A 26315-nucleotide genomic window follows, 5' to 3' on the forward strand; every position below is an offset into this window, starting at 1 on the left:
TACTCTCCTCCCTTCCTATATGTAGACGTTTACGTCTTGTTCCAAGAACTACTTCTTGGAACGGCCGACGTTAAGGGTATTTTTCTTGACCTCACGCTTGTCCAGCGGATCCGCCTCTGGCTCGCGCACGATGTGCTCACCGGTGGAGGACTGGAACGAGCGAGCGAAGTCATCATTGACGCGCAGCAGCGTCTGCTTGCTCGTATCGTCGAGCGCAGCGCCACCGGAGATCTGTTCGTAGACTTCCGGAGCGACGGAGCGAATGTGCTCCTGCAGCTCGAACTCGTAGCGACGCACGTCTTCGACGGGAACGACGTCAAAGGCGCCTTCGTTTGCAAGCCAGATAGATACGATCTGGAACTCAACAGGCTGCGGAGCGTTCTCCGACTGCTTGAGGAGCTCTACGAGACGCTGACCGCGCTCGAGCTGGCGCTTCGAAGCTGCATCGAGGTCGGACGCGAACGCAGCGAACGCTTCCAGGTCACGGTATGCAGCAAGGTCGAGACGCAGGTTACCTGCAACCTTCTTCATACCCTTAGTCTGCGCAGCGCCACCGACACGGGACACGGAGATACCCACGTCAATAGCTGGGCGAACACCCTGGTTGAAGAGGTCGGACTGGAGGAAGACCTGGCCGTCTGTAATCGAGATGACGTTGGTAGGAATGAACGCACCCACGTCGTTAGCCTTCGTCTCGATGATCGGCAGTGCGGTCAACGAGCCTGCACCCAGCTCATCGTTGAGCTTCGCAGCACGCTCCAGCAGACGAGAGTGCAGGTAGAACACGTCACCTGGGTATGCCTCGCGGCCTGGTGGACGACGCAGCAGCAACGAGATGGCACGGTATGCCTCTGCCTGCTTGGTCAGGTCATCGTAAATCACCAGCACGTGCTTGCCCTGGTACATCCAGTGCTGGCCCAGCGCTGCACCAGAGAATGGTGCGAGCCACTTGAAGCCTGCGGAGTCGGATGCAGGTGCAGCCACAATCGTGGTGTACTCAAGCGCGCCGTGCTGCTCGAGGGTTGCACGAACGCCGGCAATCGTGGAGCCCTTCTGGCCCACCGCGACGTAGATGCAACGAACCTGCTTCGACGGGTCACCGGTTTCCCAGAAGTGCTTCTGGTTCAGGATGGTGTCGATGCAGACTGCGGTCTTACCAGTCTTACGGTCACCAATGATGAGCTGACGCTGACCACGACCAATTGGGGTCATGGCGTCAATAGCCTTGATACCAGTCTGCATTGGCTCCTCAACCGGCTGGCGGTCGAGAACGCCTGCAGCCTGCAGCTCAAGCGCGCGCTCTTCGTTGGATTCAATCGGGCCCAAGCCGTCAATCGGCTGGCCCAATGGGTTAATAACACGGCCGAGGAACTCTTCCCCGACCGGGATGGACAGAACTTCGCCTGTCCGCTTTACTTGGTCGCCCTCGGTGAGGGTCTCGAAATTACCCAGAACCACGACACCGATCGAATCGGTCTCAAGGTTCTGTGCGACGCCAATGACGCCGTTCGGAAACTCGAGCAGCTCATTCGTCATGCATCCTGGCAGCCCGGAAACCTGGGCAATACCATCTGCAGCCGAAGTCACCACGCCGACCTCCTCACGGGAGGCCTCCGCGGAGTAGCTCGAGGTGTAGTTCGCTATCGCGCTACGGATCTCATCGGAGGAGATCGTCAGCTCCGCCATGTTCTTCCTGCTCTCGGTAGTTTGTTCCAGCATTATCTCTTACTAAAGGGTCGCGTTGGCGAGAAGGTCGGTGCGCATGCGGTTCAACTTACCGCGCGTCGACCCGTCAATCAGTTCATCGCCGACTCGGATGGTCAGTCCACCGAGGAGGCTGGGGTCAACCTCAGAATGGATCGCCATCTCACGACCGTAAATGTTCTCAAGTTTCTGTGCCAGTGCATCGCGCTGCGCATCAGAGAGCGCCTGTGCGGTGACCACACGTGCCACGGCCTTCCCACGCAACGCGGCGACGTCAGCTGCCAGAGCAGCGAGATCGTCTACCGGGTGGTGTTCTGGACGGCCAATGACCTGCAAAGCTAGCGCTTCAGTAACCGTGGTGACCTTGCCGTAAATGACATTCGCAAGCAGACCGCGCTTCTGTGCGGCTGTAGCGGTTCGGTCGGAGAGAAGCTGAGTAAGCTTCCGCTCCTTCTCAAGCAAGGTGGAGAGTTGGTACAGCTCGTTTTCGACCTGCTCCAACTGCCCTTGAGCCTCCGCGCCCTTCATCAGCGCGCGTCGACCTAGGTTGATCAGGCCTGCGCGGAACTCGCGCGGGTTTGACCACTCCTCGGAAGCTGCTGCAGCAAGGATCTGTGCCGTAGGCTCTGCCACCTTGGCACCGAAAACATCGTTGATGATCCCGCGACGCTGCGCGGCATCAAGCGAGTTATCAGCGACAGCGATGCGCAGTGCACGCTCGGCGTCCAGCTGATCCACGGTCAGGAACAATTCCGTACCGAGCTGCAATGCAACAGCAACGGTGTCCCCTGCCCCTTGAATCAGCTGATCAAGCTGCTCAGAAACTTTTGTTTGTGCTTCGCGACTAGCTGCCTTCATTTCGCCTACTTCCTCGTAGAAACGTTGTCGAGTTCGGCGAGGAAAGCATCAATCGTGTTCGAGCGGCGGGTATCATCCGAAAGCTCGGTACCCAGCAGACGCTCTGCCAGACTGATGGAGTTCTGACCCATCTCGTTGCGCAGTTCAGCGACGACCTGCTCGCGGGAAGCCAGAAGCTGCTTTTCGCCTGCTTCAACAATTCGACGAGACTCTTCCTCAGCGCGCTCACGAAGTTCTGCCTGAATCTCCTTGCCCTTTGCCCGGGCAGCTTCACGGATCTCAGCAGCTTCGGCACGTGCCTCAGCGAGTTCAGCGTTGTTCTTTTCTAGAGCAGCCTTAGCCTCGGCCTGGGCAACCTGAGCACGCTCAATGCCGCCCTTGATTCGGTCTTCGCGCTCCGCCAGTACTTCCTGGAACTTCGGAAGGACAAACTTCCAGAAGAGCAAGAACACGATGACGAAGACAACGGTCGACCAAACCACGTCGTACATGGCAGGCAGGAGAATGGACGGCTCCGTCTCAAGCGGAAGCTTCTCTCCCTCTGCCAACACGAAAATATCGTTGACGTTAGTCATTGGTTGCTCCTGATCTAAAAAGTGTACGTGGAATTCGTGAGTTCTTTTTAGAACAGGAAGCCTGCAACGAGGCCAATCAGGGCAAGTGCCTCAACGAAGGCGATACCCAGGAACATGGTGGTACGCAGCTGGCCGGCCATCTCTGGCTGACGTGCCATACCCTCAACGGTCTTACCGACCAGCATGCCGATGCCGATACCAGGGCCGATGGTAGCGAGGCCGTAGCCGATGGTGCCGAGACCGGTGTATTCGGTAGCGGCTGCTGCCTGAGCAAGAATGATGTCGTTCATGTGAAAGTCGTTCCCTTTCTTGGTGTTTGCTTGCAACGCTTCCTGCAAACAAACGAGTGACAATTTGTATGGGGTTTATTCAGTTTGACCAGTAGGTTGCGCTTTGTTAGTGCGCGTCTGCATGCAGCGACAGTTCGATGTACACCGCAGTCAACAGAGCGAAGATGTACGCCTGCAGGAAGATAATGATTAACTCATACAGGGTGAACAGCAACGCCGCGATCAGGGTCAGCCCTGACACACTCGTCCAGGCCGAGATCTGCCAGAAGAAGAAGTTCGTAGCAGAGTACAGCAGAACGAGAATGATGTGGCCAGCCAGGAAGTTCGCCATAAGACGAAGTGCCAGCGTGACCGGACGCAGAATGAACGTCGAGAAGAACTCGATCGGCACAACAAGGAAGTGCAGAGCGAACGGCAACCCAGGAATCACGGTCGAGTGCTTGAAGAAGGCAACGCCGTAGCGCTGCACGCCCGCGTAGATCATCGCAATGTAGGCGACAACGGCCAACACAATCGGCATACCGATACGTGCGTTTGGCGAGATGTTGAGGCCAGGGATGATCGTGGCGACATTCATGAACAGGATCGTGAAGAAGATTGTCGCGATTACCGGCAAGAAGCGCCGGCCCTCTTTCTTCCCCAGCGTGTCTTCGGCGATGTGGATGCGGACGAAATCCACGCCCAACTCACCGATATTCTGCAGACCCTTAGGAACCAGTTTTGGCTTCCTAAAAGCAATAACAAAGAGGACCACCAGTACTGCCGCCATGAACAGGCGAACCAGCATGATACGGTCCAGCGCGAACCAGCCATTGGCGAAATCTTCACCAATAAACTGGTCGAACGTGTGCCCCGGGAAAAATTCTGGACCCAATTGGGGTGCGTGGAATGTACCCTTCATGGCCAAAGTTGTAACGCTCAGCGTTCTCTCCCGTTCTCGGGCCGCACTTAACGTGCGGTGCGATGGACGTCTCCAACAAGCTGTCTCCGTGGCGGACTCCGTCGCACATCTTCTACCACGGGACAGGGGATGTATTTTCGTGCTTCTTCCAGCGAAAAATAAGGAAGCAGCAGACCTTAACTAACCCGCCCGATACTTTAACAGGTCACAGCGTATTTTCACGCTTTAGGGGGTCTTCCAAAGCTTCTTCTGAGCATTTTTCGGTTACACGCCATTAAAATATGGCTGGTACTGGCGTTTTCACCTAAAATGTTACTTCCCCCACACCCGTTCCAAAAAGGGGTAGACACCCACAAATTCGGTAGTAATTCCCCTACATTCCGACATAGAAAAGCGTTGCCACCCCAAGGCGAGGGGGTAGCAACGCAAATGTCTGTACGCCTTAAGGCTTCTGAATATATGCCGTTCGTACGCTCAGTACCCCCATAGCTTCGGCGCCTAACGCAACAACAAGTGCCGCGATCGTAGTTACACCGAATGCTGTCGAGTCGTAAAACGTTGCGTTCCGAAGCCCGAGCAAGATAAGCACGATGACGACCATCTTGATGAGCCAACCCCCGAGGACGACAGCCATCGTGGTTGTAGGGGTGGAATTAGACGTCGCAAGAACACTGATAGCGGTCAACAGCACAAAGCCACCACCAATACCGACCCCCATCAATACAGCCCAAAGACCTGGCGCGCCGCTCACGGCTCCCCATGCCATCAGCGAGATGATAAGCAGCGCCAGCAATGCCAACGTTCCAAAGCGCAGTGCACGCAGCAGCGGCCGCCGTTGGTTCTCATACTGCTCAGTGTCTGACACTTCCAGGTTCGGCGTCACAGGGTTCTTTGGAGTATCCACGATTGGACATCCTACACAGATACAGGGCCAATCTTGCCTTTCAGCCATGGAATGAGCGTCGCAACAAAGGCCACCACCAACGAAAGGACGGTAAAAGCTACAGCAAATCGGGTGGGGACGATCGAAAAGCTCACCGCACCGAGGGCTACTGCAGAAATCCACATATAGAGGACCAAAACAGTGCGTCTGTGTGTATGCCCGAGGCGAAGCAGTCGGTGGTGAATATGTCCGGCGTCTGCCTCCCACGGTCGCTGTCCACGAATCACCCGTCGAATAACCGCCCAAATCAGGTCAAGCAACGGCAAGGCAATTGCAGCAAGCACAACGATGATTGGGCTCACTAATGCCACCATGTCCGCAGCCCCATAGAGTGACATGTTGATCTTGCCCGACGCTGACGTCGACGCGGCTGCCAGCAGCAATCCAATAAGCATCGCGCCTGAGTCCCCCATGAAAATTCGGGCAGGCTCGAAATTATGCGGCAAGAACCCGGCACAAATTCCGACGAGAATCGAGCAAATGATCGCCGGCGGGTAGGCCGAAACAGCACCACCCTGGTCGTGGAGCACAGTGAGGGAGAAGAGAAGGATAGCTCCCCCGGCGATCATCCCCAGGCCAGCAGCGAGTCCGTCAATGCCATCAACAAAGTTCACAGCGTTGATAATCAACACAGTGAAGAACGCGGACAACAACATACCCTGCACTTGATCGAGGATTAGCGTGGTCCCCTCCCCAAACGGGACGTAAAAGACGGTAAAGACCAGTCCAAGAAAGCTCATGAGGCCAGCTACCAAGAGTTGTCCGCACAGCTTTACGACGGCCCCAAGCTCGTAGAGGTCGTCGATAATTCCAAGAATCACGATGCCGCTCGCACCAGCGAAGACTGCCGTCATCTCGGGCGTCACCGGTGCGAACCCACGTGTGAGCGCCGGGAGCTGCTGCGCAAGAAAAAGGGCGCACACGAGCCCTGTAAACATGGCAAGGCCACCGACAGAAGGCGTCGGCTGGGTATGCACATCGCGTTTGCGGATCTCTGCCACCCTGCCCGTCCGAACGAGCGCTGTGCGCACCACGCCTGTGAGCAGGTAGGTGATCGCTGCGGCAACAAGCAGAACCAAGCCCAATTCACGCAGCGGGACTCCGGCGCCGCCCATCTACTTCCTCCGCAACTGCTCTGGGTCAAGTTTTAGGACTTGAGCAATGCGTTCCGTGCTGATAGCTCCCTCTCGCAGGATGACTGGGCTAGGGCCAGAAATATCGATAATCGTTGACGGGGTGCCAACTTCGGCGGGCCCACCCTCGAGATACACGCCGACTGCCTCCCCGAACTGCTGGCGTGCAGCAGCCGCGTTGAGCGCTGGTGGATTGCCCGTCAGGTTCGCCGACGAGACCGCCATCGGGCCAGTTCGCTGCAGAAGTTCAAGCGCCAGGGGTTGATTCGGCATCCGCAACAACACGGTGCCACGAGTATCGCCGAGATTCCAGGGAAGGCTCGGGGCTTCCGGAACGACGATTGAAAGCCCTCCCGGCCAAAACGCTTCAACGAGAGTTTTAGCGGTGTCCGTGAACTCCCGCACCAGCCCCTGGATAGTAGTCCAAGACCCTACCAACACTGGCACTGGCATATCGGGGCCCCGCCGCTTCGTTGCCAGCAGTGTCGCCACCGCCTGGTTATTAAATGCGTCGGCGCCGATGCCGTAGACGGTGTCAGTAGGAAGGACGATGCAACGCCCCTCTTTCACTGCGGCTTCTGCTGCCTGCAGTCCTTGTTCGCGTTCTTCTGGTTCGAGGCACTGGAAAACCCTACTCGCCATAATGCTCCTCGTCTCCTTTGTTCAGTACCGGACTAGCTTACTCGCTCCGCTTCCGGGCACAGACAAAGCGTTGCTTTCCGGTGAGGTCCGCTAACCGCTCCACTCGTTCGAACGTGCCGGATGCTGTAACGGCGTCGACAGTCAGGTCAGAAGTTGCGTCATCATGTTCAACTGCAAATACTCCGCCCGGTTTCAGCAGCGCCGCAGCCACCGGCACCAGGCCACGTATCGCATCCATACCGTCGTCTCCGGAAAAGACTGCCTCTGGTGGGTCTACGTAGACCTCTGGGTCCAGACCGTCGGTATTGGGAACGTACGGCGGGTTGCTTACCACCATGTCTACGGTGCCATGCAGCGTAGACAACAAGTTGTGATCAGTCATGTCCCCTTCGACGATCCGGACGTTCAAGCCGAGTTCATCGCGATTTCGTTGGGCATACTCGCGAGCAGCTTCGGACCGCTCCACCGCGATCACCTCGGCGCACGGTGCCGCATGCGCGATGTAGAGCGCGAGCGCACCCGAACCAGTGCCCAGATCCACGACAGTGGGCGCCTGCGAAGTGGCGGACTGCTGCAATGTCTTCACTGCCCAATCGGCTAGGACCTCGGTCTCCGGCCGCGGGATAAACACACCCGGTCCGACACGCAGCGTCAAAGGCCCAAACGGCGCGGCTCCAACAATGTGCTGGAGTGGTTCGCGCGACGCCCGGCGTTGAACCGCTGCTTCAAACGCTGTTTCAAACTCCTGGTCAACGTCGAGGAACAGTACGTTCATCGGGGTGTCGTCGAGAAGCCAGGCAGCGATCAACCTCGCGTCGACTGCTGGCGTGGCAACGCCCGCGGCCGCAAGCATCTGCGCGCCACGGGCGATGACCTGTTGAGCGGGTTGTTTACTCGGCTTCAAGTCGTTCCTGCCGCTCGTGTGTCTGCAACGCCGTAATCAGATCGTCCATGTTGCCATCGAGCACCGTGTCAAGGTTGTTCGCCTTGTAGTTGATGCGGTGATCCGAAATACGGTTTTCGGGCCAGTTATAGGTCCGAATGCGCTCGGAGCGGTCCATAGTCCGCACCTGGGAAGCGCGTCCCTCGGCGGCTTCGGCCTCGGCCTTCTCGCGCTCGAGCTGGTCAAGGCGAGCTTGCAACACCTGCATTGCGCGTGCGCGGTTCTGAATCTGCGAGCGCTCGTTCTGACAGGTCACCACGATATTCGTCGGCAGGTGGGTAATACGCACGGCGGAGTCAGTGGTGTTCACACCCTGGCCGCCCTTGCCGGAGGATCGGTAGACATCAACGCGAATGTCTTTCTCATCAATATTTACCGACGCCACTTCGTCCGGCTCCGGGAACACATATACACCCGCGGCCGACGTCTGAATGCGGCCCTGCGACTCAGTGACTGGCACACGTTGCACGCGGTGCACGCCACCCTCAAATTTCAGCTTGGACCATGCACCGTCACGTGACGGCGTCTTCGCCTTCACCGCGACGGTCATATCCTTTACGCCGCCAAGGTCCGACTCAGACAAGTCGAGTACTTCCCAGGTCAAGCCGTGCTTCTCGCAATACTTTTGGTACATGCGGGCGAGGTCACCAGCAAAGAGGGCCGCCTCTTCACCGCCAGCACCGGCCTTGAGCTCCATGATGATGTCATCACCATCGTGCTCGTCGCGAGGTGCGAGCAGGTCCGCGAGTTCCTCCTCAAGCGCGACGATCTCTTTCGCAAGGCGTTCAGCTTCTTCGGCGAACTCTTTGTCTTCGTACGCCATCTCAGCCGCAGCTTCGTGATCTTCCCTCGCCTGGTTCAGCGCGTCGTTGACCTTGATGATCGGCTGCAGTTCGGCGTAGCGCTTTGAAAGCTTCCGGAATTTATCCTGGTCGCCCGCAATATCTGGGTCGCCCATCTGGGCCTGAATGCCCTCGTATTCGGCGACGTAGTCGTCGACGAGCGAAACTTCGCCAGCCATTAGATGTACTCCTCTGCGTCTTGATCAGCCACCATTGGTGCCGAGTTGGCAACGCCCATCAAGAACTCGCCGTTGCTCTTCGTCTTCTTCAACTGCTTGATCAGCATGTCGATGGACTGCTGCGGGTCAAGTGCCGACAGGATTCGACGCAACTTGTGCATCACGCGCGCTTCATCCGGCCCCATAAGCAGGTCATCCTTGCGGGTACCAGACGGGTTGACGTCGACAGCTGGGAAGACCCGGCGTTCCGCGATCTTACGATCAAGCTTCAGCTCGGCGTTACCGGTGCCCTTGAACTCCTCAAAGATGACGGTGTCACCAGCGGAGCCCGTCTCCACCATCGCCGTAGCGATGATCGTAAGCGAGCCACCCTCCTCGATGTTGCGCGCAGCACCCAGGAAGCGCTTCGGCGGGTACAGCGCGTTGGAATCAACGCCACCGGACAGGATACGGCCCGATGCCGGCGACGAATTGTTGTACGCGCGACCCAGGCGCGTGATCGAGTCGAGGAGGACTACAACGTCTTGCCCCATCTCAACGAGGCGCTTGGCGCGTTCAATCGCGAGCTCCGCGACAGCGGTGTGCTCTGACGGCGGACGGTCGAAGGTGGAGGCGATAACCTCACCCTTCACACTGCGTTGCATGTCCGTGACTTCCTCAGGACGCTCGTCAACGAGGACGACCATCAGGTAGCATTCTGGGTTGTTCTTCGCGATTGCGTTCGCGATGTTCTGCAGAATTGTCGTCTTACCAGCCTTTGGAGGGGAGACGATCAGTGCACGCTGACCCTTACCAATCGGCATGACCAGGTCGATCACTCGCGTGGTCAGGATGTTTGGCTCTGTCTCCAGGCGCAGACGCTTATTCGGATACAGCGGGGTCAGCTTGTGGAATTGCTTGCGCTGCTTAGCGTCCTCTGGCGTCATGCCGTTCACGGAATCGACACGGACCAACTGGTTGTAGCGCTGGCGGTTGCGGCCAGAGCCATGCTGGTGACCCTGCCCGTTCGCGCGCACCTGACCGATGACCGCATCGCCGGAGCGCAATCCATTCGCCCGAACGAGGCGGTTGTTCACGTACACATCTGCGCTGCTCTGACGGTAACCAGTGGTGCGGATAAATGCAGCATTGTTGTCAATGACGTCGACGATGCCGGCTACTTCCTGCAGCTCTTCTGGTGGGATGTTCTGGTTATCCTGCTGGTCACGGTTGTTGTCACGGCCGCGGCGTCCACGACGGCCACGGCGTCCACGACGGCCTCCTCCGTCTTCGTCATGGTCGCGGTTGTTACGGCCGCCGCGGTCATTGCGTTGGTTGCGGCCGCGGCCGCCGTTGCCGTCGTTGTTGTTTTCAGACTTCTCGTCGGCCGAGCCGTTATCGTGCTTTTCGGGCTTATCGTTCTTCTCGTCGTTCGAGTGCTTCTGTTCTGCGTCGGCATCGTGGGACTCATGATTGTGTCGCGCACGGTTTCGGCGAGCACGGCGTGCCGCAGATCGGGACTCATAGCGCCCCTCGTGCTGCCCGGACTGCTGCTCTTTGCCCTTTTCCTCTTTGCCCGTCTTGTCGCCTTGTTCCTCACTATTTTCAGCGGGATCTGCGGCCTTGCGGGTGGCGCGGCGACGGTTGTCGCTGTGAGTTTCCTCTTCTACTGCCTTCGCAGGTTCTACTGCCTTCGCAGGAGCCTTTCCAGGCACGGTGCCAGTAGTAATTGCTTGGATAAGCTCGCCCTTCCGCAGACCGGAGACACCTTTGAGGCCTTTTTCTGCAGCAAGTTTGCGCAGTTCAGGAATCTTCAGCGCTTGAAGGTCAGTTCCTGCTGCGTTTCCCGTATCTGTCACGGATGTCCTTTCGTCACTTCGCCAGCAAAGAGAGTGAACACTGATTCGAAGCTTTCGTGTGCATTGTGTCGTTTCGTTCACTGTGCGCTGCAACTTCGTTAGCAGTAACTGAATTGCCTGCGCGCTCCCCCATGGTCAGTGAAAACCATGTAATAAAACTACGCCACTGCACGTAGATTGCAAAAAGGGGAAGCGGATCGATGAGGTTGGCTGCGCAGCAAAGTTCGTGCGATGCGCATGATCCGCCTCGTATTGTATCGCATGATTGAATTGCGCGTGCTTCATTCGCGCTAAAGTGGTGCCCATGCTTTCAACGATGCAGGAAGTGCCGTTTTCCGTCGGTCGCATTTTGGAGTATGGGCGCACCGCTCACGCCTCGACGAAGTGTACGACATGGGGGCCCACGGGCGCCGAAGAGTGCACGTTTGCGGACATTGGCGCGCGGGCCAGCGCTTTTGCCAACGCTGCGGAAAACTTGCTGGGCATTGACGGGGACCAGCGCGTGGCTACGTTCATGTTTAACTGCTCCGAGCATATTGAGGTGATGTTTGGTACCGCCGCGAAAGGCGCCGTGTTCACCCCACTGAATATTCAGTTGATGCCGGATCAGATTGCCTATGTGGTGAATCATTCAGAGGCGAAGGTCATTGTGGCTGATCCGCGGCTAGCTGAAAAGCTTGGCCGAGTGATGGAGATGTGCCCGCTGGTTGAGCACATTGTTTTTATTGGCGCTCTGCTCAGCGACGACGTCCTTGGGTTGTCGTTCGGAGCTGCCAAGGTGCATAGCTACGAGCAGCTTCTCGACGGCCAAGCAACACGGTACTCGTGGCCGGAACTGCCAGAAAACACTGCAGCCGCACTGGTGTATTCGACAGCAACGACTGGCGCGCCAAAAGGCGTGGCGTATTCGCACCGCTCTCTTTGGCTCGAGGCAATGACGCTTCGCTCAACGGATTCACTAGCGATTACGCACGGCGAGTCTTTCCTGTGCTGCATCCCCATCTATCACGTGTTGAGCTGGGGCGTACCGTTCGCAGCGTACGTCACCGGCGCACCGATGGTACTACCAGGTGCCGACGTTTCCGCACCGACGCTTGCAACGATTATTGCCTCGACGCACCCACGCGTAGCGCACGGCGTACCGACGCTGTGGATCCAGCTAATGGTGCACTATCTGCATACGCCGCCTGAGCGCATGAGCTTGCAGGAGATCTTCGTCGGAGGCTCTCCTGCCCCGCCTGCACTGATCAAGGTGTGGGAGGAACGCTACGGTGTCGACGTCGTCCACGTGTGGGGCATGACGGAAACGTCTACTGTCGGCACGGTGGCACGCCCGCCATCAGGCGCTTCAGGCGAAGCTCGCCAGGCGTATCGTGTGTCCCAGGGACGGTTTGTGCCATGGCTGGAATACCGCGTGGTCAACGATGGAGAGGTGATGGCATCAACTGACCTTTCACAAGGCGAGATGCAGGTGCGAGGAAATTTGGTTGCCAACGGCTACTACCACTCGCCAACCCAAGAAAAGGGCGAGTTGGCCTCGACGTTCCGGGGCAAAGAGATTAATGACGCCCGCCACCACTTCACTGAAGACGGCTGGCTGCGCACTGGTGATGTCGGAACAGTCACCGCCGATGGCTACATGACGTTGTACGACCGTGCACGCGACGTTATCCGATCTGGTGGCGAATGGATCTATTCCGCGCAGGTGGAAAACCTCATCATGGAAGCCGAAGATGTCATCGAGTGCGCTGTGATTGGCTTCCCCGACCGCCAGTGGGGCGAGCGCCCACTGGCTATTACCGTGCTTTTGGACGATATCCCGCGCACCGCGGAAACAGCGGAGCGGCTGCGAAAGAACCTCGCCGATGTGTTACCAACATGGATGGCACCTGAGTATTGGACGTTCGTCGATGTCATCGACAAGACTTCGGTGGGCAAGTTTGACAAGAAGGACCTAAGGAAACACCTCGCCAAGGGCGACTATGAGATTATCGCGCTGCCTGGCCCGGGTAACCGCGGAAGGAAGGCACAAACACCCGAGCAATAAATACGGGTTTTTCACTGCTAATTCTTGACCTGGCGTATTTCGTACTTATTATTGACAGCACTATGCCCATTCACCTTCCTCTTGCATCGCCGTTAGCGTCCCGCGCAGCTTCCGACGGTCCACTCGCACCAAACGCCAGCTTGGACCCAGGTGAGCAGCCCGCCCCGCGCACGCTCGACGATCGTTTTGGGCGTACGGCACGAGACCTCCGGGTCAGCCTTACCGACCGCTGCAACCTGCGCTGCACGTACTGCATGCCTGCAGAGGGCCTTGAATGGATGCCAACTGAAGAGGCACTCACCGACGAGGAGACGATCCGGCTGATCCGCCTGGCTGTGGAGCACCTCGGCATCCGCCAGGTGCGTTTCACAGGGGGCGAGCCACTCCTGCGGCGCTCGTTGGAACGCATCATCAGTGAGACGAAGACCATGCGCACCGACGAGGGCGTCGCACCCTCAACTGCGGTCACCACGAATGCCCTGGGCCTTGCGCGCCGGGCGCAGGGGCTTGCCGACGCCGGCCTCGACAGAGTGAATGTGTCGCTCGATACCACGGATCGGGAGCTCTACGCACAGCTCACCCGCAGAGACCGCATCGACGACGTGTTTGCGGGCATCGACGCCGCAGTGGAAGCAGGCCTTCAGCCGGTGAAGGTCAACGCGGTAGTGATGCCGGGCATCAACGAAGACGGTGTCACAGACCTCGTGCGCTTTGCGCTGGAACGCGGGCTGCAGCTGCGTTTTATCGAACAAATGCCGCTGGGCCCACGCGAGCAGTGGAAGCGCACCGACATGGTGACGGCGCATGACTTGGTTGAGCGTCTCCGCCACGATTTCACGCTTGCACCTGCCGTCGAGCCACGAGGTTCTGCACCCGCTGCCCTATGGGATGTCACAGACGGTACTCGCAGCGGCAAGCTTGGGATTATCGCGTCTGTGACACACCCTTTCTGTGGCGCCTGCGACCGAACCCGCCTCACGACTGACGGCTCCATCCGGTCCTGCCTGTTCTCGAAAGCGGCCGACGAGGTCTCGCTCCGCGACGTCATGCGTGGGGGCGCCTCCGACGCGGAGCTCGCGGACCTCTGGTCGAAAGCCATGTGGCTGAAGAAGCCAGGTCACGGCATTGATGACGAGGGCTTCCTGCAGCCGGAGCGCCTCATGAGCGAAATCGGTGGTTAAGAACTAATGAACACTCTTCCTTCTGTCAACGAACATTTGGCCCGTGTCCTGGCTGCGGCGCGGCCCCGCGTTAAGCGCGATGTCCCATTAGGTGACTGCGTAGGCCAGGTACTCGCAGCCGACGTCGTGGCACGGTTCCCAGTGCCACCTTTTTCAAACTCGGCGGTCGACGGCTTCGTAGCCCACGAGTCGGATCTATTCGGTGACGGGCCGTGGGTACTGCCTGTAGCTGGTGAGATCCCGGCCGGACATGACGCAATCGATTGCCCAGCTGGCCATGCAGTCCGAATCATGACTGGCGCACCGATGCCGCAACAGGACAGTCTTCATGTCGTCCCAGTCGAGCAGACGAATATCCCCCGAGGCCCTTATCCTCTCCCTAACGAGGTCCAGATCACTTCTGTTGACCTTGGCCGTTCCCACATCCGACACGCTGGTGAGAATGTCGGCGTCGGTGAAGTCGTTGCGCGAGAGGGAACACGGATTGATGCTGGCACACTCGCCGCACTTGTCGCCACTGGTGTCCGCACTGTGGACGTTTTCGAACGCCCGACCGCCGCAGTCGTCTCTACTGGCGACGAGCTCGTTGCCTGGCCCGGCGACATTCGCGGCGCGCAAATTCCCGATTCAAACCTGCCAATGGTGGCGACGCTTCTGCGCGAAAGCGGCTACGCCAAGGTATTCACGATGCACGCTGATGACGATACGCAATCGACCGAGGTCTTACTCCAGCAGGCCGCGCAGCAGGCAGACATCGTGGTCACTACCGGCGGAGTCAGCGCTGGAGCGTACGACGTAGTCCGCACTGTCACAGCCTCCTCACCAGATATGTGGTTCGGCCATGTCGCCCAGCGCCCGGGAAGTCCGCAGGGCGTTGGACGTTGGTCTGAAGCTGCATTTATTTGCCTGCCCGGAAATCCAGTTGCGGCGTTCGTCTCGTGCGCGCTGTACGCGATCCCGTTACTGCGTGCGAGTGCAGGAAACCACACGCGTTGCAGCATGGACGAGCGAACAATGGTGGAAGCGGACGTCGATACGCACTTCCCCGCCCCGCGTGCTGATCGTCATGTATTCGTACCTGTGCGCCTGCACACCGAACACGGTGCTGTCCGCGCTGAAGCCTTTGCCGGCGGACATGGCGGCTCCGGATTCGTTGCTTCCCTACCTGCAGTGGACGGAATCGCGGTCCTTGCCCCTGGAACCGACGCCCCCACTCGCATCCCAGTGATGCTGTTTTAAAGAAAGAAAGACTCAACATGAAATTTACCCATCTCAATGCTGCTGGCCAGGCCTACATGGTTGACGTTACGGAGAAGCAGCCAACCGTTCGGAATGCAACCGCGCAAGGTGAAGTCGCTTGCTCGCCTGAGGTGATGAAGGCACTGCGTGAAGGCACCGTGCCGAAAGGCGACGTGTTAGCCGTTGCACGCGTCGCAGGCATTTCGGCTGCGAAGCGCGTGCCGGACTTGCTGCCACTCGCCCACACGATTGGCGTACACGGTTGCGCGGTAGACGTGGAGTTGCGCGAAGACCACGTTTTCATCGAGGCCACCGTTCGCACGGCGGACCGCACCGGTGTCGAGATGGAGGCGCTGACCGCTGTCAGCGTTGCGGCACTTGCCATCGTGGACATGGTCAAGGGTGTCGACCGTTCGGCATATGTGCGCCGGATGGGGATCGTGGCCAAGTCTGGTGGCCGCTCTGGCGACTGGTCGCGCGAGCTTCCCGAGACATAGCGTGCGAGGCGTGCGAAGCGTGCAACACAAGTGGGAGGATGTTGGCGTCATTGTGCTCGCTGGGGGACGCTCGACACGAATGGGCGCCGATAAGGCCCAGGTGAAAGTGAATGGCACCCGCCTCGTTGATGCGGTCTGTTCCCTCATCCCGGATGGGGTGCCGCGCATCGTTGTGAGCCCACAGCCGCTCGGAGTGCCCACAGTGAGTGAGGATCCGCCATTCGGGGGTCCCGTCGCGGGGATTGCTGCGGGACTCTCACGTATCGACGCCCCCTTCGTCGCCGTCGTCTCCGTCGACGCACCGCGCTCTCCTGAACTGACCCCGGTACTTGCGAGGCCCGTCCACGGCGGCGCGGACGTGGCGGTCGTCGAAGCTGCTGATGGCTACCTGCAACCGCTATGTGCGGTGTGGAACCGTGCCTCTTTGATGGCGGCGCTCGATACTGTCGGCACGCGCGACATTCCCGCGAAGCGCCTCTTCGACGCGGTGAAATCCGTAGTCCGCGTCCAGGGCACAGGCGCTGAGCGCGACTACGATACGCGCGAGGAACTTGACTCGCTCGGGAACGTGGAGTTCCCTTCTACCGAATAGCTCCTGCTTAGCGAACCCATTCTGTCAGGCTCGGCCAAAGCACGAGGATCACACCAAGGGTGTCGCTCACACCACCCCGTGAACTCGGGGTATTGACGATGAGGCTCGCGCCGGGTTCACGCGACGTAAGTCCAATCACGCCCCGACACAGCCCAGCACGTGGGGAGTGTTCCAGCCCCGCGATGAGTACTTGCGTTTCGATGCCGTGGAGCCGTGTACTGATGAACTCCTCGGTGACTTCGGGGGTGAGATTGCGTGGTCCGAGTCCCGTACCGCCACAGGTGAGAATGAGTGAATTTCCACCTTCCACCGCTTGTGCCATTGCATTCCGGAGCGCTTCATCACCTTCTGGAATGATGACGGGTTGTGCGACCTGAAATCCAGCTTCAGTGAGCAACCGGGTGGCTGCGGGGGATGCTTTGTCTTTTCGCTCACCCCCGAAAACCCGGTCCGAAACGACGATAACGACCGCTGTGGGGGCCGTAGTTGTTTCCATGAAGTGTTCCTTCCCTGCACAAACACCAGCATCTGTACAAATCACCGAATTACGACACACATATGTTGCGTAATAATACACGGCTTTTCTCGTGGATAAGTCGATAGTAGCAGTTCACTGCCACTATCCTTAATAGTAGTTTCGGGTATTTCTAACATTTTTACCCACCCGGACCACATAGACCTTTATCGTATTTTTGAAGAGGATTTCACCCCATGTCCAAGCTCGACACCTCCCAACGGGTACTCACCGGTTGGGACACTGAAGATCCAGAAAAGTGGGACGCCGGAATCGCATGGCGCACACTTTGGATCACCACAATTTCGATGTTCTTCGGGTTCGTCACCTGGTACATCGTTGCGGCGGTCGCGCCGCGCCTCAATGAGATCGGGTTCGACCTCACTGCTGCACAGCTTTACTGGCTGACTGCAGTCCCAGGACTGGCGGCTGGTATCTTCCGCCTGATTTGGATGTTCTTGCCACCAGTTCTTGGTACCCGAAAGCTCATTACGCTTTCGACAGCACTCTTCCTCATCCCACTGGTCGGCTGGTATTTTGCGGTCCAGAGTCCTGAGACTTCATTCGCGACGCTCATGATCCTGTCCTTTATGACAGGTATCGGCAGCGGTATCTTCTCAGGCTTTATGCCGTCGACGGGGTACTTCTTCCCGAAGGCAAAGTCCGGTACGGCGCTCGGCCTCCAGGCAGGCCTGGGCAACCTCGGCATGTCGTTCGTACTGTTGCTGGCGCCTTGGCTCATCGGCATCACGATGATCGGCACGATCGAGGCTTCGGATGGTTCAGGTACCGCGATCAACGTGCATAACGTTCCGGCCTTCTTCGTCCCTTGGGTCATCATCATGGTCATCGTGTCCTGGCTGATGCTGAAGGACGTTCCGGTGAAGGCAAACTTCCGCCAGCAGATCGATATTTTCGGAAACAAGAATACTTGGATCCTCACCATCATTTACGTGATGACGTTCGGCGCCGTCTCCGGATTCGGCGCTCAGCTCGCGCTCTTGATGAAGAACTCCTTCGGCGACAACGCGACGAAGCTGCTCGGTTGGGCATTCATGTACGCCCTGCTCGGGGCCCTGGTTCGCGCACTGTGGGGCCCACTGTGCGACAAGTACGGCGGCGCAATCTGGACGTTCGTCGCTGGTGTTGGCATGACGGTCACCACTGCAATTGCCGCAATTTTCCTTGCCCGTGGTGGTGACGCCGCGGCACCGTTCTTTTACACCATGCTGGCCATGTCTGTCTTCGCTGGCATCGGCAACGCTGGCACATTCAAGCAGATGCCAATGATTCTGCCGAAGCGCCAGGCAGGCGGTGTTATCGGGTTCAGCGGCGCGATCGGAGCATTCGGACCGTTCATCGTTGGTGTGCTGCTCACGCTGATGAGCGCACCAACGTTCTTCTGGGGCTGCGTAGTCTACTTCACCTTCGCTACGGCACTCGCATGGATCTACTACGCCCGCCCGAACGCACCGTTCCCTGGCTAACAGCCATTTCATTCACGACCCCGTTTTCTCACTTTCATTCAAGGAGATTGTGAACCATGACTGATGCGACACAGTCCAACCCGCTGTTTAAACTTGGTGGGTTCGTTCGCAAAGGCGACGTCACGCCTTCCGGCCAGCAAATTTTCCTCGAAGGTGGCCGCCAAGCCGACGTGTTCTACCGCAACCGTTGGTCCTTCGACAAGATGGTGCGCTCCACACACGGTGTGAACTGCACCGGTTCCTGTTCCTGGAAGGTCTACGTCAAAGATGGCGTCATCACCTGGGAATCCCAGGCCGTTGACTACCCCACCACTGGCCCTGACTTCCCAGAGTACGAACCTCGAGGGTGCCCACGTGGCGCATCCTTTTCCTGGTACACCTACTCGCCTACGCGCATCCGCTACCCGTACGTGCGCAGCGCATTGCTGGAGATGTACCGCCACGAAAAGAAGCAGCACGACGGCGACCCGGTACTCGCCTGGCGTGCGATCCAGGAAGACCCAGTCAAGCGTCGCGCCTACGTCGGTGCCCGCGGCAAGGGTGGCCTGGTGCGCGTTGCTTACGAAGAAGCCGTCGAGATCGCCGCTGCAGCACACGTTTACACCATCAAGCAGTGGGGCCCGGACCGCATTGCAGGTTTCACGGTGATTCCTGCGATGAGCCAGGTCTCGTACTCTGCTGGTACCCGTTTCTTGGGGCTGATCGGTGGCGCGATGCTGTCCTTCTACGACTGGTATGCGGACCTTCCCCCTGCCTCCCCGCAGACATTCGGCGATCAGACTGACGTGCCAGAGTCCGGTGACTGGTTCAACTCTTCTTACCTGATGATGTGGGGCTCGAACATCCCGGTGACCCGCACCCCGGACTCCCACTTCATGACCGAAGTGCGCTACAAGGGCACCAAGATCGTCGTGGTCTCCCCGGACTACAACGATGCCGCGAAGTTCGCCGACGAGTGGATGCGTATGTCGCCCGGTACCGACGGCGCACTCGCCTTCGCGATGGGCCACGTCATTTTGAGCAAGTTCCACGTTGCGCAGCAGCCGCAGTACTTCATGGACTACATGCTCAAGTACACGGATGCACCGTTCCTGGTGGAGCTTGATCAGCTCGAGGACGGCACGTTCGCTCCAGGAAAGTTCCTCACCGCAGACAAGCTTGATGACGCCGCCCTGGCCAACAGCGATAACGCCCAGTACCGCCTGCTCAACATTGAAGCAGACGGCACTGTTGTCGACCCAGGTGGCACCATCGCGGACCACTACAAGACCGATCCCGGTAAGTGGAATCTCCGCCATGACAACGCCAACCCTGTGATGTCCATGGCGGACACCGACTCCTACGGCACCGCCGAAGTGTGCTTCCCACGCTTCGACATGGATGTTTCTCGCGAGGCTTTGGACTCGGACGGCCCGATCGGCGCTGGCGTCTACCGCCGCGGTGTTCCGGTCCGCGAGGTCGCAGGCCGCACCGTTACCACCGTGTACGACATCATGCTGGCGCACTACGGCGTGAACCGCCCGACGCTGCAGCTGCCAGGCTCCTGGCCGGCTGATTTTAACGACGCCTCCGAGGTCGGCACCCCTGCTTGGGCCGAGGAGCTATCCAATGTTCCAGTTGCGCAGATCGAACGCATCGCCACCGAGTTTGCGCAGAACGCACTGGACTCGAAGGGCCGCTCCCAAATCATCATGGGCGCAGGCGTGAACCACTACGTCCACGCGGATTCCATCTATCGCACCTTCCTCGCACTGACTTCTATGTGTGGCACCCAGGGTGTCAACGGTGGTGGTTGGGCGCACTACGTGGGCCAAGAGAAGCTGCGTCCGCAGTCGGGCTGGAGTCAGTACGCGTTCGCAAATGACTGGAACCGTCCACCGCGTCACATGATCACCACCGGGTTCTACTACCTGACTACCTCCCAGTGGCGCTACGACAACTCGAAGGCCTCAAGGATGGCCTCGCCTCTGGCGCGTAAGGGTGCGTCGGAAGATAAGTTCTTGTCGGAGACGCTGGTCGAGGCCATGAAGCGTGGTTGGATGCCGTCGTATCCACAGTTCAACCGCAACCCGCTGCTGCTTGCTGAGCAGGCGAAGGAAGCGGGTATGGATGTGAAGGACTACATCGTTGACCAGCTCGAGTCGGGCCAGATGGAGTTCGCTGCCGAGGATCCGGATGCCCCGGAGAACTGGCCTCGCATCTTGCTGAACTGGCGCACGAACCTGATGGGCTCGTCGGCGAAGGGCACCGAGTACTTCCTGCGTCACATGCTGGGCGTCGATTCAGATGTCTCCGCGGAGGAGCTGGCGGAAGGCGAGCGCCCGAAGTCGATTCGTTGGCGCGACGAGGCCCCGATGGGCAAGCTCGACCTGATGATGACTACGGACTTCCGTAATACCTCCACCACCCTGGTGTCTGACATCGTCTTCCCTGCCGCCACCTGGTATGAGAAGAACGACTTGTCTACGACGGATATGCACCCGTTCATCCATACGTTTAACGCTGCGATCAACCCGCCGTGGGAAGCCCGCAGCGACTGGGAGATCTTCCGCGACATGTCCGACGCCGTCTCCCGCATGGCCGGCAAGTGGCTGGGTGTGCAGACGGACGTCGTCACTGCCCCGATCTCCCACGACGCACCGGATGAGATCAACCCGAACATGGCGAACGGCGTTGTACCGGATGTCAAGGAAGTCGGCATGGTGCCAGGCCAGACGATGCCGAAGCTGGTTCCGGTTGAGCGCGATTACACCAAGGTGTTCGAGAAGTGGATGTCCTTTGGCCCGCTGACAGAGAAGGCCGGCACGAACGTGCACGGCACGCCATTTAACGTCGAAAAGCAGGTTGGTGAGCTCTTCGGCATGAACGGCGTCGCTGAAACTGCCTCTGCGGGTGACCGGCCTGCACTGAACTCCGCCGTGAAGGCAGCACAGGCGATCCTTCACCTTTCGGGTGTGTCCAACGGTGAGGTTGCGCGCAACGGCTTCGAGAATCTGGGCAAGATGCTCGGCTCGGACACAAGCGAGTTCTGGGAAGGCACCGAGGACGCCCAGATCGTCTGGGACAAGGTCAAGGAACGCCCGCAAGAAGTCATTACCTCTCCTGAGTGGTCCGGCGACAAGCGTGATGGACGCCGCTACACCGCGTTCTCCCTGAACCTGGCGATGGATAAGCCTTGGAACACGCTCTCCGGTCGTATGCACTACTTCATCGACCACGACTGGTTCATCGACTACGGCGAGCAGCTTCCTGTGTTCAAGCCACCGCTTGACCGCATGCGTCTCAACGGCGAGACTCGCCCAGGCGAGATCCTCAAGGGTGAGGACGGCAACCCGGAGATCACGGTGCGCTACCTCACCCCACACAACAAGTGGTCGATCCACTCCCAGTACTTCGACAACCTCCACGTCCTCTCCATCTCCCGCGGTGGGCAGGTTGTGTGGATGTCTGACACGGATGCACAGAAGATCGGTGTCAAGGACAATGAGTGGGTTGAGCTCTACAACCGCAACGGCGTTGTCTCGGCGCGTGCTGTGGTCACCCACCGTATTCCGGAGGGGACGGTCATCATGAACCACGCGCAGGAACGCACAGTGGGCACACCGCTGAACGAGCGCTCCGGCCGACGTGGCGGCACGCACAACTCGCTGACCCGCATCACCATTAAGCCACTGCATGTGGCTGGTGGCTACGGTCACTTGACTTACGGATTCAACTACATTGGCCCAACCGGCAACAACCGCGACGAGGTTACCCGCATCCGTCGTCGCTCCCAGGAGGTGCAGTACTAATGCGAGTAATGGCGCAAATTGCCATGGTCATGAACCTGGATAAGTGCATCGGATGCCATACGTGTTCGGTGACCTGTAAGCAGGCATGGACCAACCGTGAAGGCACGGAGTACATCTGGTTCAACAACGTTGAAACCCGTCCCGGCGTGGGCTACCCGCGCTCGTGGGAGGACCAGGACAAGTGGAAGGGCGGCTGGAAGCTTGACGGCAGCGGCAAGCTCAAGCCACGCCAGGGTGGGCGTATCAAGCGTCTGGCCACTATTTTCCACAACCCGAACATGCCGACGATCGAGGACTACTACGAGCCGTGGACCTATGAGTACGAGAAGCTCATTAGCGCCCCGGCTGGGCAGAAGACGCAGCCGACTGCGCGTCCGAAGTCGCAGATCACCGGCAAGCCAATCGACACAATCTCCTGGTCTTCGAACTGGGATGACAACCTTGGTGGCTCGACTGCGACCATGGACGAGGACCGCGTCCTGGAGAAAATGAACCTGGAGGTCAAGAAGGAAATTGAAGAGTCCTTCATGTTCTACCTTCCGCGCATCTGCGAGCACTGCCTGAACCCAACGTGTGTGTCTTCCTGCCCGTCGGGCGCGATGTACAAGCGCACGGAGGACGGCATCGTCCTGGTCGACCAGGACAGCTGCCGTGGCTGGCGCATGTGCGTCTCGGGCTGCCCTTACAAGAAGGTGTACTTCAACCACAAGACAGGCAAGGCCGAAAAGTGTACGTTGTGCTACCCGCGTATTGAGGTTGGCCAGCCGACGGTGTGCTCGGAAACCTGCGTGGGCCGCCTGCGCTACCTTGGTGTGCTGCTCTACGACGCGGACCGTGTTGCCGAAGCGGCGTCGACACCCGATGAGAAGGATCTGTTTGAGGCGCAGAAGTCGCTCTTCCTCGACCCCCGCGACCCTGAGGTCGTCCGGGCTGCGACCGAAGAGGGTATCCCTCACTCTTGGATCGAGGCTGCGCAGAACTCCCCGATCTACGATCTGATCTTCACGTACGGTGTGGCGCTGCCGCTACACCCAGAGTTCCGCACACTGCCGATGGTGTGGTACATCCCGTCGCTGTCGCCGATCGTCGATCAGGTGACCAAGACTGGCGCTGACGGCGAAGACCACAAGGTACTGCTCAGCGCGATCTCCAACATGCGTATCCCACTCGAGTACCAGGCTGGCCTGTTCACTGCAGGTGACACCGTCCCAGTCGAGCTTTCGCTGCGTAGGCTCGCCGCGATGCGTTCCTACATGCGCGACATCAACCTAGGCCAGCCGACGAACGAGGCGATTGCGAGCGCAGTCGGTATGACTGGCAAAGACCTGGAAGCGATGTATCGCCTGCTGGCGATCGCCAAGTACGACGACCGCTATGTCATCCCGACCACTTCGCCGGAGACCCCGCGTGGTGTTGCCTCGCTGGATCCGTTTGGTGGCGTCGATCCTGCCAGTGGCGACCTGATGGCCAACCTGGGCATGGGTGCGCCGAGCGCCTGCCACGAAGAGGCCGACAACGCGCAGCCTGGCAAGGTGTCCCTCATGTCGTGGACCGGCGACCGTCCTGACGCGATGTTCCCTACCGCGTTGAAGACTCGCGAGCCGAAGACTGCAAGCGAGAACTACCGCCCTGCTGCTCCGGAAGCATCGACTCCAACGCCGAACCCGGTTGAGGAAGGACCGAGTGCTGACGGCAACGTCGCGCGACGCGAGGGTGAGCAGTAATGAGCACCCGAACCCAAATCGGGGTTGTACCCGAGGAACTAGTGGCACCAGTGGCGTGTGATACACAGCAGCGTCAGATCGCAGCGATGGCGCTCAGCCTCACGTTGCGGTACCCAGAAGAGGAGTTCTTCTCCACGCTGGAGACCATCGAGGAACAGCTCGGGCTGCTTCCAGGCCCTATTGCTGCGGAAATCGCGGAGTTCATCGGCAGGGCACGTAGCCTCGGACTTCTGCCACTCCAGGAGCACTACGTCGAGACCTTCGACCAGCGGCGTCGCTGCGCGCTGCACCTCTCCTACTACTCGGTTGGTGATACCCGCCAGCGCGGTGCCGCGATCTTGGCGTTTCGTCAACAGTTGGCAGGTCTAGGGATGGAAGAGATCTCGGAGGAGCTGCCGGACCACCTTTGCGTCGTCCTGGAAGCGCTTGCGTTCGCTGACTCCGACTCCCAACAGCACGCGTTAGAGATGATTGCCGCGCACCGAGACGGCCTCGAGGTGCTGCGTCACGCTCTGGTCGGACTGGGTAGCCCGTACGCTCACTTGCTCACGGCTGTGTGCATGTTGCTGCCCAGCATCGACGAGGAAACTATCGCTCGCTACATCAACCTGATTCGCCAGGGCCCTCCTGCGGAGATGGTCGGTATTGAAACTACTCCCCTGCCGTTTCCAACGGCATCTCCCAACCACAGTTAAAGGACTGAACTCACTATGACTGGTATTGAAGAATTCCTGTGGGTGGCCTTTCCCTGGTTGGCCATCGCTGCGTTTGTCATCGGCATTATCTGGCGCTGGCGTTATGACCAGATGGGCTGGACTACCCACTCGTCACAGATTTACGAATCGAAGTTGCTGCGGCTTTCCTCGCCACTGTTCCACTGGGGCATGGTCTTCGTGGTCATTGGCCACCTCATGGGCCTAGCGATTCCGAAGACTTGGACCCGAGGCATGGGTATCAGCGACCATGCCTACCACCTCATCGCAACGATTCCTGGCACGATTGCGGGTATCGCCGTGGTGTTGGGGTTGCTCGGCTTGCTCTACCGTCGTGTGGTCAACCGTTCGGTGTTCTTATCGACGGCCACCTCCGACAAGTTCATGTATGTGTTCTTGACAATCGCGATCTGCTCCGGCTTTATCGCGACTGTCTCGACGCAGGTCTTCGGTGTGCCCGGCGGATACGATTACCGCGAAACGATTTCGCCGTGGCTGCGCCAGCTGCTGATTTTCAACCCGATGCCGGACCTGATGGTGCAGGCTCCGTGGCAGTTTAAGGTCCACGTGCTTGCTGGCTTCACATTGATTGCATGTTGGCCATTCACCCGCCTCGTCCACGCATTTTCTGCACCGGTGGGTTACTCCACCAGGCCGTACGTGGTCTACCGCTCGCGCGGTGAAGAGGTCCAGGGCCGCCGCTCTGAGGCCCAGTGGGAGCCGATCCGCTCGAACGGACGTCAATTGAAGCGTTAGTGCTTCAACCCGCTCGCCAGTGCTGCCCCCGGAGCTCTTCTTCCGGGGGCATTCTTCGTGTCTACCCCTTTTTTAAGATAATTTATATTCATATTCAAACCAGTACTCGAAGGAGTTCTCATGCGCTCTACTCGCCTTGCCACATTGTTCGTGGCTGCCCTGGCCGCGACCGGTCTGACCGCCTGCGCCGGTGGCACCGATTCCGAAAGCACCGCCTCAAAAGCACCGACCGCTGAGGCACCCAGCGACCTCATCGTGATGGGCGCGGCTTCCACGCGCGTACTCAACGAGGACCTTTCGGAAATGTCGGAGAGCAACCTCGAGTTCGTCAACGCCGGCTCCTCTGACCTGGTGCAGCAACTGAAGGAGGGCGCACCTGGTGACGTGTTGATCACAGCTGACCAGAAGAATATGGACAAAGCTGTCGAGGCGGGCGTCGCAAAGGATCCGAAAGTCGTGGCGACGAACTCGATGGTGCTCGTGGTGCCGAAAGGCAACCCAGCGGGCATCAAGAGCGTCGAGGATGTCCAAAAAGAGGATGTGAACCTGGTTGTGTGTGATGCGCAGGTCCCATGTGGCTCGGTGACCAACGAGCTTGTCGCGGCGAACAATCTCACCATCAACCCTGTATCTCTGGAACACAGCGTCTCCGACACCCTGGGCAAGGTTGTCTCCGGCGAGGCCGACGCTGGCTTCGTGTACCGCACCGACGCTGCTGCAGCTGGTGATGGCGTTGAGGTTCTCAATATCCCTCACGCTAATGAGAAGCCGAACTCCCTCGTCGCCGCTGTAACCACCAACACCACCGACGAGGCTGCCGCGCAGAATCTCTTCGAACTGCTTGCAAGCCCAGAAATGGCCGTGGTGTGGGAGAAGTACGGCTTCACCCCTGCTGCGCAACAGTAACCACCGGGTAGAGTCCGTAT

Annotated in this window: 22 protein-coding genes and 1 pseudogene; 11 read left to right on the forward strand and 12 right to left on the reverse strand. The window is 59.0% G+C overall.

Annotated features, from left to right (window positions below; genetic code table 11):
- Nucleotides 1-48: 48 nt before the first annotated feature.
- The 11 genes from atpA to rho form a co-directional block, all read right to left on the reverse strand.
- Nucleotides 49-1719, reverse strand: coding sequence for a F0F1 ATP synthase subunit alpha (gene atpA / locus ACXIUA_RS05600; RefSeq protein WP_256007778.1), 1671 nt, complete (start codon nt 1717-1719; stop codon nt 49-51).
- A 9-nt stretch (nt 1720-1728) separates the two neighbouring features.
- On the reverse strand, nt 1729-2562 hold the full coding sequence (locus ACXIUA_RS05605) for a F0F1 ATP synthase subunit delta (RefSeq protein WP_070362614.1): 834 nt from the start codon (nt 2560-2562) through the stop codon (nt 1729-1731).
- Between the two features lie 5 nt (nt 2563-2567).
- Nucleotides 2568-3137, reverse strand: a complete 570-nt coding sequence (locus ACXIUA_RS05610) for a F0F1 ATP synthase subunit B (RefSeq protein ID WP_070362615.1) — start codon at nt 3135-3137, stop codon at nt 2568-2570.
- Nucleotides 3138-3184: 47 nt separating this feature from the next.
- On the reverse strand, nt 3185-3427 hold the full coding sequence (locus ACXIUA_RS05615; protein WP_070362616.1) for an ATP synthase F0 subunit C: 243 nt from the start codon (nt 3425-3427) through the stop codon (nt 3185-3187).
- Nucleotides 3428-3533: 106 nt separating this feature from the next.
- On the reverse strand, nt 3534-4328 hold the full coding sequence (atpB, locus tag ACXIUA_RS05620) for a F0F1 ATP synthase subunit A (protein WP_070362617.1): 795 nt from the start codon (nt 4326-4328) through the stop codon (nt 3534-3536).
- A 442-nt stretch (nt 4329-4770) separates the two neighbouring features.
- A complete protein-coding gene (locus tag ACXIUA_RS05625) occupies nt 4771-5232 on the reverse strand; it encodes a hypothetical protein (RefSeq protein WP_256006503.1) in 462 nt (153 codons plus the stop codon).
- An 11-nt stretch (nt 5233-5243) separates the two neighbouring features.
- Complete coding sequence (locus ACXIUA_RS05630; RefSeq protein ID WP_070362618.1) at nt 5244-6386, reverse strand: MraY family glycosyltransferase; 1143 nt, start codon at nt 6384-6386, stop codon at nt 5244-5246.
- Nucleotides 6387-7046, reverse strand: a complete 660-nt coding sequence (locus ACXIUA_RS05635; protein ID WP_070362619.1) for an L-threonylcarbamoyladenylate synthase — start codon at nt 7044-7046, stop codon at nt 6387-6389. It lies immediately after the preceding gene.
- 37 nt (nt 7047-7083) lie between these two features.
- The gene (prmC, locus tag ACXIUA_RS05640; RefSeq protein ID WP_457976341.1) at nt 7084-7950 is read right to left on the reverse strand and encodes a peptide chain release factor N(5)-glutamine methyltransferase; all 867 of its coding nucleotides are present in this window, start codon (nt 7948-7950) and stop codon (nt 7084-7086) included.
- The gene (gene prfA / locus ACXIUA_RS05645) at nt 7937-9010 is read right to left on the reverse strand and encodes a peptide chain release factor 1 (protein ID WP_070362621.1); all 1074 of its coding nucleotides are present in this window, start codon (nt 9008-9010) and stop codon (nt 7937-7939) included. The genes prmC and prfA overlap by 14 nt, the downstream gene beginning before the upstream one ends.
- Nucleotides 9010-10848, reverse strand: a complete 1839-nt coding sequence (gene rho / locus ACXIUA_RS05650; RefSeq protein WP_070362622.1) for a transcription termination factor Rho — start codon at nt 10846-10848, stop codon at nt 9010-9012. Before rho ends, prfA begins: the two co-directional genes overlap by 1 nt.
- 304 nt (nt 10849-11152) lie before the next feature.
- On the opposite strand from rho, the gene ACXIUA_RS05655 reads away from it, so the two are divergent.
- The 5 genes from ACXIUA_RS05655 (at nt 11153) to mobA (ending at nt 16404) form a co-directional block, all read left to right on the forward strand.
- Complete coding sequence (locus tag ACXIUA_RS05655; protein ID WP_070479523.1) at nt 11153-12895, forward strand: long-chain fatty-acid--CoA ligase; 1743 nt, start codon at nt 11153-11155, stop codon at nt 12893-12895.
- A gap of 62 nt (nt 12896-12957) precedes the next feature.
- Nucleotides 12958-14076 (forward strand): GTP 3',8-cyclase MoaA, encoded by a 1119-nt coding sequence (moaA, locus tag ACXIUA_RS05660; RefSeq protein WP_083433233.1) that lies wholly within the window; start codon nt 12958-12960, stop codon nt 14074-14076.
- A gap of 6 nt (nt 14077-14082) precedes the next feature.
- Complete coding sequence (locus tag ACXIUA_RS05665) at nt 14083-15315, forward strand: molybdopterin molybdotransferase MoeA (RefSeq protein WP_457976343.1); 1233 nt, start codon at nt 14083-14085, stop codon at nt 15313-15315.
- Between the two features lie 17 nt (nt 15316-15332).
- Nucleotides 15333-15812: a cyclic pyranopterin monophosphate synthase MoaC gene (gene moaC, locus ACXIUA_RS05670; RefSeq protein ID WP_256041846.1), complete on the forward strand. Its 480-nt coding sequence runs from the start codon at nt 15333-15335 to the stop codon at nt 15810-15812.
- A gap of 10 nt (nt 15813-15822) precedes the next feature.
- Complete coding sequence (gene mobA / locus ACXIUA_RS05675; RefSeq protein WP_284804928.1) at nt 15823-16404, forward strand: molybdenum cofactor guanylyltransferase; 582 nt, start codon at nt 15823-15825, stop codon at nt 16402-16404.
- A 7-nt stretch (nt 16405-16411) separates the two neighbouring features.
- Here mobA and ACXIUA_RS05680 read toward each other — a convergent pair whose 3' ends face one another.
- Nucleotides 16412-16900 (reverse strand): molybdopterin-binding protein, encoded by a 489-nt coding sequence (locus ACXIUA_RS05680; protein ID WP_284804927.1) that lies wholly within the window; start codon nt 16898-16900, stop codon nt 16412-16414.
- A 215-nt stretch (nt 16901-17115) separates the two neighbouring features.
- Here ACXIUA_RS05680 and ACXIUA_RS05685 point away from each other — a divergent pair, with 215 nt between their 5' ends.
- The 6 genes and pseudogenes from ACXIUA_RS05685 (at nt 17116) to modA (ending at nt 26295) form a co-directional block, all read left to right on the forward strand.
- Entirely contained in the window at nt 17116-18405 is a 1290-nt protein-coding gene (locus tag ACXIUA_RS05685; RefSeq protein WP_070479515.1) for an MFS transporter, read from the forward strand.
- Between the two features lie 56 nt (nt 18406-18461).
- Nucleotides 18462-22196 (forward strand): nitrate reductase subunit alpha, encoded by a 3735-nt coding sequence (locus tag ACXIUA_RS05690; RefSeq protein ID WP_457976344.1) that lies wholly within the window; start codon nt 18462-18464, stop codon nt 22194-22196.
- Nucleotides 22196-23776 (forward strand): annotated as a pseudogene (gene narH / locus ACXIUA_RS05695) (nitrate reductase subunit beta); the annotation flags it as partial. The gene ACXIUA_RS05690 and the pseudogene narH, both read left to right, overlap by 1 nt.
- A 143-nt stretch (nt 23777-23919) precedes the next feature.
- Complete coding sequence (gene narJ / locus ACXIUA_RS05700) at nt 23920-24615, forward strand: nitrate reductase molybdenum cofactor assembly chaperone (protein ID WP_311474759.1); 696 nt, start codon at nt 23920-23922, stop codon at nt 24613-24615.
- A 15-nt stretch (nt 24616-24630) separates the two neighbouring features.
- Nucleotides 24631-25389, forward strand: a complete 759-nt coding sequence (narI, locus tag ACXIUA_RS05705) for a respiratory nitrate reductase subunit gamma (RefSeq protein WP_070362631.1) — start codon at nt 24631-24633, stop codon at nt 25387-25389.
- 120 nt (nt 25390-25509) lie between these two features.
- Entirely contained in the window at nt 25510-26295 is a 786-nt protein-coding gene (modA, locus tag ACXIUA_RS05710; RefSeq protein WP_457976345.1) for a molybdate ABC transporter substrate-binding protein, read from the forward strand.
- The last annotated feature ends 20 nt before the right edge of the window (nt 26296-26315 follow it).

The sequence above is a fragment of the Corynebacterium sp. UMB8791 genome (genome assembly GCF_054166365.1).

Bases quoted from the DNA above. Each gene is read 5' to 3' on its own strand.
- ACXIUA_RS05655 (WP_070479523.1), top strand. From the start codon at position 11,153: ATGCTTTCAACGATGCAGGAAGTGCCGTTTTCCGTCGGTCGCATTTTG.
- moaA (WP_083433233.1), top strand. From the start codon at position 12,958: ATGCCCATTCACCTTCCTCTTGCATCGCCGTTAGCGTCCCGCGCAGCT.
- modA (WP_457976345.1), top strand. From the start codon at position 25,510: ATGCGCTCTACTCGCCTTGCCACATTGTTCGTGGCTGCCCTGGCCGCG.
- ACXIUA_RS05630 (WP_070362618.1), bottom strand. From the start codon at position 6,386: ATGGGCGGCGCCGGAGTCCCGCTGCGTGAATTGGGCTTGGTTCTGCTT.
- ACXIUA_RS05605 (WP_070362614.1), bottom strand. From the start codon at position 2,562: ATGAAGGCAGCTAGTCGCGAAGCACAAACAAAAGTTTCTGAGCAGCTT.
- ACXIUA_RS05665 (WP_457976343.1), top strand. From the start codon at position 14,083: ATGAACACTCTTCCTTCTGTCAACGAACATTTGGCCCGTGTCCTGGCT.
- ACXIUA_RS05610 (WP_070362615.1), bottom strand. From the start codon at position 3,137: ATGACTAACGTCAACGATATTTTCGTGTTGGCAGAGGGAGAGAAGCTT.
- ACXIUA_RS05690 (WP_457976344.1), top strand. From the start codon at position 18,462: ATGACTGATGCGACACAGTCCAACCCGCTGTTTAAACTTGGTGGGTTC.
- atpB (WP_070362617.1), bottom strand. From the start codon at position 4,328: ATGAAGGGTACATTCCACGCACCCCAATTGGGTCCAGAATTTTTCCCG.
- narI (WP_070362631.1), top strand. From the start codon at position 24,631: ATGACTGGTATTGAAGAATTCCTGTGGGTGGCCTTTCCCTGGTTGGCC.
- moaC (WP_256041846.1), top strand. From the start codon at position 15,333: ATGAAATTTACCCATCTCAATGCTGCTGGCCAGGCCTACATGGTTGAC.
- ACXIUA_RS05685 (WP_070479515.1), top strand. From the start codon at position 17,116: ATGTCCAAGCTCGACACCTCCCAACGGGTACTCACCGGTTGGGACACT.
- ACXIUA_RS05680 (WP_284804927.1), bottom strand. From the start codon at position 16,900: ATGGAAACAACTACGGCCCCCACAGCGGTCGTTATCGTCGTTTCGGAC.
- ACXIUA_RS05615 (WP_070362616.1), bottom strand. From the start codon at position 3,427: ATGAACGACATCATTCTTGCTCAGGCAGCAGCCGCTACCGAATACACC.
- narJ (WP_311474759.1), top strand. From the start codon at position 23,920: ATGAGCACCCGAACCCAAATCGGGGTTGTACCCGAGGAACTAGTGGCA.
- atpA (WP_256007778.1), bottom strand. From the start codon at position 1,719: ATGCTGGAACAAACTACCGAGAGCAGGAAGAACATGGCGGAGCTGACG.
- prfA (WP_070362621.1), bottom strand. From the start codon at position 9,010: ATGGCTGGCGAAGTTTCGCTCGTCGACGACTACGTCGCCGAATACGAG.
- ACXIUA_RS05635 (WP_070362619.1), bottom strand. From the start codon at position 7,046: ATGGCGAGTAGGGTTTTCCAGTGCCTCGAACCAGAAGAACGCGAACAA.